This window comes from Bathymodiolus platifrons methanotrophic gill symbiont, from assembly GCF_002189065.1.
Lineage (GTDB): Bacteria > Pseudomonadota > Gammaproteobacteria > Methylococcales > Methylomonadaceae > Methyloprofundus.
The window spans coordinates 1-10898 of record NZ_BDMN01000306.1 but is presented as its reverse complement, the minus strand read 5'-3'; the positions used below and the strand labels follow the sequence as shown (position 1 = coordinate 10898).

Annotated in this window: 7 protein-coding genes and 1 pseudogene; 1 reads left to right on the top strand and 7 read right to left on the bottom strand. The window is 37.6% G+C overall.

The features are described 5' to 3' along the window. From CDZ78_RS15955 to CDZ78_RS15930, 6 genes are all read right to left on the bottom strand, one after another. A partial coding sequence (locus CDZ78_RS15955) for a PKD domain-containing protein (protein ID WP_167374350.1) occupies positions 1-3353 on the bottom strand: 3353 nt, incomplete at its 3' end. A 501-nt stretch (positions 3354-3854) separates the two neighbouring features. Further along, on the bottom strand, positions 3855-4511 hold the full coding sequence (locus tag CDZ78_RS15950) for a ferric reductase-like transmembrane domain-containing protein (RefSeq protein ID WP_087870885.1): 657 nt from the start codon (positions 4509-4511) through the stop codon (positions 3855-3857). After that, positions 4508-5443 (bottom strand): chromate resistance protein ChrB domain-containing protein, encoded by a 936-nt coding sequence (locus CDZ78_RS15945; protein ID WP_167374349.1) that lies wholly within the window; start codon positions 5441-5443, stop codon positions 4508-4510. Before CDZ78_RS15945 ends, CDZ78_RS15950 begins: the two co-directional genes overlap by 4 nt. 215 nt (positions 5444-5658) lie before the next feature. Next, a complete protein-coding gene (locus CDZ78_RS15940; RefSeq protein ID WP_140414120.1) occupies positions 5659-6777 on the bottom strand; it encodes a T9SS type B sorting domain-containing protein in 1119 nt (372 codons plus the stop codon). 4 nt (positions 6778-6781) lie between these two features. Next, positions 6782-7714, bottom strand: a complete 933-nt coding sequence (locus CDZ78_RS15935) for a TolB family protein (RefSeq protein WP_087870882.1) — start codon at positions 7712-7714, stop codon at positions 6782-6784. 70 nt (positions 7715-7784) lie between these two features. After that, positions 7785-8435 (bottom strand): IS6 family transposase, encoded by a 651-nt coding sequence (locus CDZ78_RS15930; RefSeq protein ID WP_244559272.1) that lies wholly within the window; start codon positions 8433-8435, stop codon positions 7785-7787. Positions 8436-8545: 110 nt separating this feature from the next. Between CDZ78_RS15930 and CDZ78_RS24555 the strand changes: the two are divergent. Further along, positions 8546-8647, top strand: a pseudogene (locus CDZ78_RS24555) (IS1 family transposase); the annotation flags it as partial. Positions 8648-8673: 26 nt separating this feature from the next. Here the strand turns inward: CDZ78_RS24555 and CDZ78_RS15925 are convergent. Further along, the gene (locus CDZ78_RS15925; RefSeq protein ID WP_087870881.1) at positions 8674-10539 is read right to left on the bottom strand and encodes a LamG-like jellyroll fold domain-containing protein; all 1866 of its coding nucleotides are present in this window, start codon (positions 10537-10539) and stop codon (positions 8674-8676) included. Positions 10540-10898 lie beyond the last annotated feature (359 nt).

The window sequence follows — 10898 nt, the reverse complement described above, 5'->3', positions numbered from 1 at the left end:
CCATTTTCCAACTTCAAAGTGCCATTATTCTTCCAAGTCGGATTTTCTTTTGTTCCGGTATTTTCAATGATATTGGTGTAACCGGAGTAATTACCGACCAATAAGTCTATGTCATTATCACCATCAATATCATGAGCATAAGGTGTGGAAAAAGATCCTATATCAATGATATTACCCGCTACATCTTCAATTAAGCCTTTATTAGAAAATTTAAAAACTGAAGAACTTCCTTCATTTTGGAAATAGGTTATTTGACCACTGCTATTTCCAATCAGCATATCCAAATCACCATCGTCATCTAAATCTACAAAAGCTGGGGTCGCTTTCGAACCCACATCAATAGTTTCGGAGATTAAATTAATTCCTGTTGCTTGTTCAATAAAGTCATACACACCATCTGAATCTAAATCCCATTCGTACTTTACAATCCTGCCATCATCACTTGCTATTGCTGATAAATGTGTTTCCAATGGGGTACTACCTACAGTAGGTGATGCATATGCTTGAACTACAGGGTATTCATCTCCACCGGCACCTTCATTTACTTTGATAGTAATGGAGGAGGTTGAAAATAGACCGTCATTATCAACGACTTTTAGCGTTGCTTGATACTCGCCTGGCTGATTATAGGTAAAGGTGGTGTTTTGTGAGGCCATCAGCCGTTGGTCAAAAGAACCGTTGCCATCAAAATCCCAATCATAATATTCAGGTCCACCATCCAAATCTTTACCATTTGAGAAGAAAGTGACTGTAAGTGGCGTTGAACCTGAAAGGGGGTAAGCTCCTGGTAGGGATGTAGGCGACCCCGATACTGAAATACTAACAGAATCTTCATCCAGCAACCCATCATCATCAACGACTCTTAATGTGGCATTAAAGACCCCACCTTCTTCATATATATGGGTTGTTGTTGCCGATAAAGAATTATCGTAGTCGAATTGTTTATCCCCATCAAAATCCCATTCATACGAAACAATTTTCCCGTCGGAATCAGTCACCGTTCCAGAAAAATTCACTGATAACGGTGCTATTCCGGTGAATATATCTGCACTTGCCACGACTTCAGGCGAAGAACCCACGGAAATCGTTGTCGTATCGCTATTGGAATGTCCATCATTGTCGTAAACGGTTAACTTTGCATTATAAAGTCCCGCTTGCTGATAAGTATGTGAAGCATTTTCTGTTGTTTCGGAACTTTGGTCAACAACTCCATCTCCATCAAAATCCCAATCGTATTTTGTAATGCTACCATCCGCATCGCTGACTGTAGCTGTAAAAATTACTGGCAATGGTACGGGGCCGGAATTTGGAGAAGCCGCTGCAATTACCAATGGTTCTGAATTGACGCTTATCAGTTTTGTCGCAATGGCTTCGTATCCTTTGTGGTCCTTAATTTTCAGAGAAAGATTATAGTTTCCACGTTGTAAGAAAGTATGAACAAAGTTCTGGCGTAAGTCATCTATCGTATTATTTCCATCAAGATCCCACTGGAATTGATAGGGTGGATAACCGCCAATGGGTATCGCATTCAACGTTACATCCAAAGGCACAACCCCTGTATTTATAGAGGACTTTATAGTAGCTTCAAGCACCTTTACCTCCACAAGCACGGTATCCGGTTCACTGGATAAGGTGCCATCAAGAATAATTAATTGAAGGATATAAGTACCAGGTAAATCGGGAGTAAATTCACTTGCAACAGTGTTAGTAGCGGCTAATTCAGATAAACTACCAACTGGCTTGTATATCAACGACCACTGATAGGATAACGGGTCGGAATCAACATCAAATGACAATTCACCATCGATATTGATTTTAGATCCGATAAATGCGGATTGGTCTAAGCCCGCATTAGCAACTGGCCGTGATTTTTGTGTGCTAATAACAACTGTATCGGCCAAGCTATCAACGGTACTATCATTAACTATCAATTGAACAACATAAGTCCCTGGGTAATCGATAATAAATGTTGGTTTTTCATTTAATGGGTTTTGCAACGTGGCTTTACTTTCAGCGGGCTTTGAGCTAAATGACCAACGATAACTCAAAACATCCAAATTGACATCGTTTGAATTAGAACCGTCCAATTGCACTTGGTCCGCTACAGCTATTGTTTGATCATCACCAGCACTAGCAATTGGTTTTGTGTTTTCAGTCGTAATGGCAACTGTATCTGGAGTACTATCAACGGTACTATCATTAACTATCAGTTGCACACCATAAATACCGGGGTAATCGATTAACAAAGTTGGTTTCGGTACCGCAGAGTCTGATAATGTGGAGGTACTTCCTGCCGGGCGAGATGAAATAGACCATTTGTAGGTTAATGGATTCCCATCAACATCGCTGGATGTAGTACCATCAAGAGATACTACCTGATTAACCAAAGTTGAAAAATCATCACCTGCTTTTGCAATAGGTGCCGAATTTTCTGTAGTGATTGTGACAATATCTGGTTGGCTATTAATCTGCCCGTCATTGACAATCAACTGTAATTCGTAAGTTCCTGGTTCATCGACTATAAATTCCGGTTTTATTACAGAAGAGCCTGATATCGTTGCTGTACTGTTATTCGGTTTACTGATAAATGACCAAGCAAACGTTAGGCTGTCACCATCGACATCAGAAGAAGCACTTCCATCGAGCATAACCGTATTGCTGACTTGAACTGATTGTGATGAGCCTGCTTCAGCCACAGGCGCACTGTTCTCATTAGAAATAACCACCTGATCGGGTAATGAGGCTAACTGACTGTCATTAACAATCAGCTGCACTACATACCGCCCAGGAGAATCAGAAGTAAAAAACGGGGTTGACTGATCGGAATCAGTTAGTTCAGCTGTGCTGCCCATGGGAATATCAACCATTTCCCATTTAAAAGTCAAGGGGTCACCATCAGCATCTGAGGAATTAATTCCGTTCAATGTGACTAAGCTATTAAGTTTGACTGTTTGATCCGACCCTGCATTAGAAATTGGTTTGTCCGTGTTAGGTGTTGATGAAAATGTAAATACTAAAGCATCAGAATTAACTGGAATATAACTATTTTTACGCAGTGTAAAAGTATCTTTACTGGTTCCTTGAGCATTAGCTGCAATCGCCCCAAAAGTAAGATTTCCATCCCTAATAACAATATTGGAGTCAGTGCTGGTGATAATTGCATTTACAAAAGAGACCCTGTTTCCATTATTTGTAATCTTAACGGAATATACAAGCTCATCTATATCGCTTGAAATACGTGTAGATGATACTAAAGTACGCTCATCGACCGTAAATGAATTAGCAAAGACTAATCCTGTAGTTAGTGTTAAAAACAATAAGCCATAAATTTTAAATACTGTACGAATTATCACCATATTACCTCATTAATACAAATACCAGTTCTGCCGAAAAACATCTAAACCCTCCGAATGGGCCGGATTCTAAATTTGTAATTTCTACCGTGGAAATCAACCACTATGGACTAAAAGGGTTCTGTCGCAAAAAAAACAAAATCACCCTATTATCTACGATCATACAATACCTTCGCCAATTTTAATTTAAGCCAAAAATGACAATCTTACACCTATATAAATCAATCGCTTATAGGCTGTAAAATTCATAAAAATGAGTGTATTTTCATTTTGGCGAAGGTATTGATCATAAGATTTAATTTCAGCCAAAGAAGATTCACATATTCTACTAAAAATGGTTCTATTTTTCTAAAGGTATTACTTTCCTGAATACCACGTGATACTTAGCTTTAACACTATATTGTCGTGATTTTAATAATGGGATTAGAAGGTTTTTCTCCTGCATGATGTTTTATCCATTTATCGTATAAAAATAGGTTACAGTTATTTTTACACAAATACTTATTTTTTTGCGACAGAACCGTTTTCAGAAATTGATAAAATCCTATAGATTAGGAGTAAACTAACTAACCCACCAGCTAATAGATAAAACCAGGACCACAACAAGAATCCCCCTGTTTCAGTCCCAATGGCATAACTGTGAATAAAACCAAACACCCAAACCAGCCATGCCAAACGATGAACATAACGAAAAAATAATATTGGAAACAAGTTTCTTACCAGGCCTATGATGACCACTATGACCATAAAACCAGCAGCAAGCACACCAAGACCAACATATAAGTTATAAAACCCTTCGTCAAAAATGATTCTTAATGATTTAAAAGAAAGATGCCCTGATCTGATAGCCACAGCACTAACAAATAATCCTGCATGTAACAGCGTGGATACTAAAACAGCCAACCCAATTGTACGATGTAATTTTATTGATAACCATGAAAACATGTTAGGTCGACAAGCCAACAGAAAACCAAGAACCAGTTGTACTGTAAAAAATAAAAATGCATATTGTGCCATTAATTTAGATAGCAAATACAACCACTGACCTGGTGGTAACTGGTAGCTGACTAGTTGATCCGTAATAAAAACATTTTCACCCCATTGTATACCGGGGATAATAATAATAATCCCGACAAACCAAAAGATAATTTTTTTCATATTTTGGTAGCCGATTCTAAACAGATGTCCAAATTTTCTGCGCAATTTTTTAATTGCTTAATTGCTGTAGATTCTTCAGTTCTTATTCCAGCAGTTGGTAACCCCATAGACATCCAACCTTTAAGTCCATAAGGGCGCATCAACAAAACATTTTTAACATTCTGCTGTTTAAGCAACCGTGCCATTTCAAAGCCACGGAAATCTTTCACACAATAAGGTACAACTAAATCTGCATCATCCAGTGTAGTAATATCAAATTTGGTAATATCACGAATTTTTACATTGATTGCTCCAGGTAGATGATGTTTAGTAAACTCATCAATTTCTCTAACATCAATGAAGACAATTTTTTTATTTTTCTCAATAGCTTTCAGAACTGTTTCTATGGGCCATTCGGACACTAATTGATTTCTCGGTGTTTTGGGTTCCAAATCTTTTTCTGCGCAACGAGTATTGGGCAACAATTGGACTTCATTAAATTTCTCAGGATCAATTTCTTGAAAGCGAGGCAAATTTGTCTCTAAATTATCAAAGAACTCAAGATAACAGGACATTGGTGTTTTTTTCTGACCAAAGATTTCCTGTAGATGTCTGAATTGATTTTCAACATAATTGGAATAAATAAACTCAGGTGTTCCCCAATAATTGATTTCAACATCATGAACCAATTGTAAAAAATCTGGTAAAAACTCAGATTTAACATTAAATCCCGTAATCAATGTTGAAAATGTTGAGGCTTTACCAGTACGTTTATATAAAGCATTTTCCGTATCGAATAACACCCCTGAATTACTGTCAGTATATTGTTGCTTAAGCCAACGTATACTTGCACCTGGAGAAACATGACGCTTAATCAGCCAAATCGAAGCCCATTTATCAAACCCCATGCCATGTCGCGTCGTAAATACCAAACTGTTTTGTGAGGTATCCAACTTGCATACGGTTAAATTTACACTCAAAAGAAACAGCAAAAGGAAGCGACTAAATCTAATCATTATTTTAGGCTATGTCACCGTTAAATGTGGAATTTTAAGAAAACTCAATTTTTCAATCACTTAACAATGTTATGAAATACTGCCTAAAGTGAGGAAAATCAAGCTTTCAAAAGTTTAAAGCTATATTTTCAATACTTAACGGTGACATAGTCTTATTTTATCACAAAGCGTTTACTCAAGGTTTCCAATCCACCCTGAAGCGTCACCACATTCACTGTTAAAATATGCTCCCCAGAAGCTAATGCTGAAGTATTAATATTCATGCGCGCTGGCGAACGTCCTTCTTCTATTTCAGTCACAAATTTAAAATCAACAAAGACTAATATTTCATAACGCGATTCAGTAACGCGCTGTTTAACAGATTCATTAAGCCTGATAGTAATACCAAACTTATCTGAAACAATGGGGATATCTTCATTTTTTTCTATCACAGTATTAAAACTGAAATCAAAAATAGGGCTAAGATTTTTATAAGGAAAAACATTTGCTTGTGAATATAGTCGATCCGTCAATCGAGTCGAATCTATAAGCTTTAAAGAATCACCAGGATATGCAAGGGAGTATATTTGATCATCATCAGGATTTCCAAAAGTAAAAAGGCTATATTCCGGCAAAGCGACTAGTTGTGAATAAAAATGATGTCCAGGAATTGAGTTTACAGAAACAACACCTGATGCATCCCAGCCATCCCAATCAATACTATATTGTCCCCGTAAAAATGGCTTCCATTCAATTAATTTACTTAATAACGGACCACCATCAGCGGCACCGTAACGGATATCAACGATGCCGTCTTGTTCAACCGAAAACGAAAGTTTTTTATTATCTGTATCATAATTAACATTCATTGGAATTGATCGATTGAGCGTTGATTGAACAGGGCTATATTCGACAATATTTCCGCGAATATCTGTTGCCTCAATGGTAAAAAAATAGGCTTCATTAGCGACTAAACGACCTTGATCATCCCTTCCATTCCAGGCGGCCAGAACAACTTCGTTTGCCGTCATATGTTCAATGAATATCTCTCGTACTTGATAAGCTCGACGATCATAAATTCTAACAAAAGCCTGACCATCCCGTTCGCTTTTGAACTGAATTTTAGCCTGCTCATGCACCAAGGGGTTGAATTGACGTGGATCAACATTAACAATTTCCAGGTTAAAATTTTCTTGTGCGTAGAGTGGTGAAACTGAAAATAGAAAAAAACACAATAAAACCTTTAAAGAAGGATTGAAGAAAAAATGATATTCTATATTAAATATTCTCACCTTTTTATTCTCCCTTATACCAAACGGGTTCATGAATATCTTCTGGAAAACTTAATAACTTTTGTTCCAATTTTGTGTTTAAGTCTATTTCCCATATAGCCATTGCTCCTTCTTGCGTGGATACATAAACTAAAGCATTACCATCAGGTCGCCAGGATGGCTCACTCTTCAAAACAGATGAGTTAGTTACTGGTGATGAACGTTTTGTCAACAAATCATAAAGCCAAATATCTAATGAGCCGTTAACATCGGAGCTATACGCTATTTGTTGGCCATTGGGTGACCAAGCAGGGTGAATATTGGAATGGCCATTATCAATAATTTTAACTGGTACTTTATTGCTCAAGCCCATCAGCCATAATTGTTCGATAATCTTTCCCCCTATTTCCCTATAACCAGAACTAAAAACTATTTGTTTGCCATCAGGTGACCAAGCGGGGTGTTTTTGTAGCCCTGTAAAGCTTATTAGACGACTACTTTTCCCTGTTTTTATATCAACCATATATAAATCACTGTTCTCACTGCGATTAAGAAAGGTAAAACAAACACAAGTTAGCCGTTCACCATCCGGTGAAATAGCTGGATGTCCGCAATATTTAGGTAATGAGGAGATAGCTTGAGGGGATTGTTTTTCGCCATCTTGGTTATTCAAATCTAACAACCATATTTTTCCATTATGATCACTATAAGCGAGTAAACCTGAAGGACCCAGAGTCGGATAATAGGCTTCGTTTTCATTCATGGTCAATTGCCGACTTTGATCATAATCGGTATCATACTGCCAGATTTGCCAACCGGATTGTTCGGTAAAAGTGCTGTAGGTGATCGGTGAAACAACATACCCTGTTTTAAGCGTTCTTTGACAGGCGCTAAGCGTTAACAACAGAAAAGTAAATGGTGGTAATAAAAAAAATAATTTCAGTAATCCTTTTGACATATATTCACCGATCTTAGTGGTTCTGTCGCAATAATTTATTGTGACGGCAAAACTTGGTCATAACTGACCTTTATGCAGCTAATGAATAAAACTGTCCTGCAGGAGACAAACCATCCCCTCCGAACATTTGTCCTTTTTTGATCATTTTCATTATCTCAATACCTGCTAATGTTTTTTGGGCGCTATGGAAGTTTTTAAAACCCAACATAGGGCGAGTTATTCGTTTAATGTTCCTATGATCTTGTTCGATAATATTATTCAAATATTTACATTGACGGATTACAATGGGTTCCACTTTAGGGGCATCTGAGTCTTCCTTGTTGATGCTATTAAGCGCTGCTTTATTGGAACCACTCTTATCAATATTGACCAATTCAGGACGGCCATTTCTCTTAATGGCTTTCTTAAAAAAGCGCTTGGCTGCTTTCGTATCACGCTTTGCGGTGAGTAAGAAGTCAATGGTATTGCCTTCTTTATCAACGGCACGATAAAAATATTTCCACTCTCCTTTGACTTTAATATAGGTTTCGTCCATCCGCCACCGCCGATTAACAGGACGCTTCTTTTTATGAAATTCTTTCTCTAATTCAGGTGCATAATTTATCACCCACCGATTAAGGGTGCTGTGGTCAACATGATAGCCTCGTTCTTCAGCTATTTCCTCAAGATTGCGATAACTGAGTGGATAAGCCAAGTACCATCTGACATTTAGGAGAATGATTTATTTTTCAAAATGACGCCATTTAAAACTAAGCATATGAACCTTATTTTATTCGAATTGAGACTCATGATAGCAGATAACGCGGAGAAGCGAACTTTATGCGACAGACCCCACGGAAGACTATTTGCTTTTCAAAATCTGAAAAAATGCATGATATTGTGATAGGTTTTCTGATTAATAAGGTTGAGTTAGGAGTGGATATTCATGCATAACGACAAATTCGACCCACCACCGCTTCCTACAACTGTTTAGCGACTAAATTAGTTGGTTTCTTATTGACAATCTCATTATTCCCCCAGCACTCAACGGTATTATCTATCTTTAAAGCACAAGCATGAGAGTGTCCTGATGTAATTTGTTTGGCGATTAAGCTTTCTGGCACTATGGTTTCTCCAACGCCAGGTCTCCCCCAGCACTCAACGGTATTATCTATTTTTAAAGCACAGGTATGAGAGTATCCTGATGTAATTTGTTTGGCGATTAATCCTTCTGACACTGTGGTTTCTCCAGCGCCAGATTTACCCCAGCACTCAACGGTATTATCTATTTTTAAAGCGCACATATGATTAAAACTAAGTACAATTTGCTTCGCAAGAAGGCCTTCTGGAATAACGCTGATTGGATTATTATGAGTATCACCCCAGCACTGAATAGTATTATCCAATTTTAAAGCGCAATTGATGCCGTGTCCTGCTGTAACTTGCTTAGCGGTTAAAGCGTCAGGCACATTATTTTGCCCAGAATCATTCGCCCCCCAACATTGCACAGTATTATCGTGTTTTAAGGCGCATATGTTGTTTGTTCCTGCTGAAATTTGCTTAGCAACTAAACCATTTGGTACAGTAGTGTGCCCACGTAGACCCCAGCACTGCACAGTGTGATCCAACTTCAAAGCACAAGCATAAAGCTGCCCCAATGCAATTTGTTCTGCTTTCAAACTATCTGGAACAGATATAATCTTATCACCCCATCCCCAACAAGTAACTGTATTATCTAATTTTAAAGCACATTGATAATCACTTCCTCCCATAGAGGATGCTGATCCTAGTTGACAAGTCAAGTTGCAATTATAATTAGCACTCATACCAATAGGCTCGAAAAATTCACCATTACAAAACTCAAGCCTATTGATGCCGTAATTATAGCTAATTGCACCTGTATTGCTACTATCACAAGTAGAGCCATTTCCCACTTGAATATAGCCGGTTGTAATAATATTACCTACCGTAACCACAAGGTCGTTACTTCCTTTCAAACTAACTTCGTTGTCCATTTCAGTAAAGAAAGTATCTCCTTTGTCTCCTTTGTCTCCTTTGTCTCCTTTGTCTCCTTTGTCTCCTTTGTCTCCTTTGTCTCCTTTGTCTCCTTTGTCTCCTTTATCTCCTTTACTCATAACGTGCACTTCTTGAATTTCTGTTTCAGATAAAGCACGTTCGTAGATGCGAACTTCATCAATCATTCCCTTAAATTGATATTTATATATTCCGCTATGACCATCACGACTAGTAAAATGCCTACCCATTATCAAAGGATAAGAGTTTGTTGTTGAATATGGTGGTATTGACTTTTCTGATGCAAGTTCCCCGTCAAGGTAGTACTTAATAACACCATTCGTATTATCAATAATACCAGTTACATGATGCCACTCATTAATAGGGAAAGAAGCAGAAACTGAAACGCCATCACACCACGAATAACCATTACCTACATTAAAAGCTTGTCCTCGACTCCCTGCATTTGAACCACTTGCGTTAAACATATAGTGATTTGAGCAGTCCCTACCTTTTACGAGAACATCTTGTATGCCATTATCTGTAGCACGATATATCCAAAAAGAAATGGAAAAATCTCTAGATACATTAAGAGATTCATCATGATTTACATAAATATAATCATCTACTCCATCAAATTTAACAGCTTGCCCCTGAACACCAGTTGTATAAGTTATACCACCACGTTCAACACCATCATTCCCATTACCACTAGAATCAGATGCATTGTTATCAAACTTATAATAAGCAACTAAGCCGTCCGTTAAACTTGCCTGTGCAATACGCACTACGAATATAAAGAAAAAAATGAGATAAGTAATTAATGATTTCATTTTTAAGTATCCTTTTTATCAATCAATACCTTCGCCAAACTAAGGAGAGGAAAAAACTAAAGATGGCCAGAAATGGGTAAAATATCATAGAAGTTACGCATTGACAGGCAATGTTAAACTATGATCATTAAAAACACAAACGCTGCCAGCCAAGGAGATCGAAAGCGAGGGCTGGTAGGGTTCTGTCGCAAAAAACAAAATCACTCTATTACATACGATCATAAGATTTAATTTCAGCCAAAGAAGATCCGCGTGTTCAACTAAAAATGGTACTATTTTTTAATTTATTATTTTCCTGAATGGCGCATGCTACTTGGCTTTACAACTATATTATCGTAATTTTAATGATAGGATGAGAG

Coding starts and splice junctions, on each gene's coding strand:
- CDZ78_RS15925 (WP_087870881.1), bottom strand. CDS start 10,539: ATGAAATCATTAATTACTTATCTCATTTTTTTCTTTATATTCGTAGTG.
- CDZ78_RS15950 (WP_087870885.1), bottom strand. CDS start 4,511: ATGAAAAAAATTATCTTTTGGTTTGTCGGGATTATTATTATTATCCCC.
- CDZ78_RS15935 (WP_087870882.1), bottom strand. CDS start 7,714: ATGTCAAAAGGATTACTGAAATTATTTTTTTTATTACCACCATTTACT.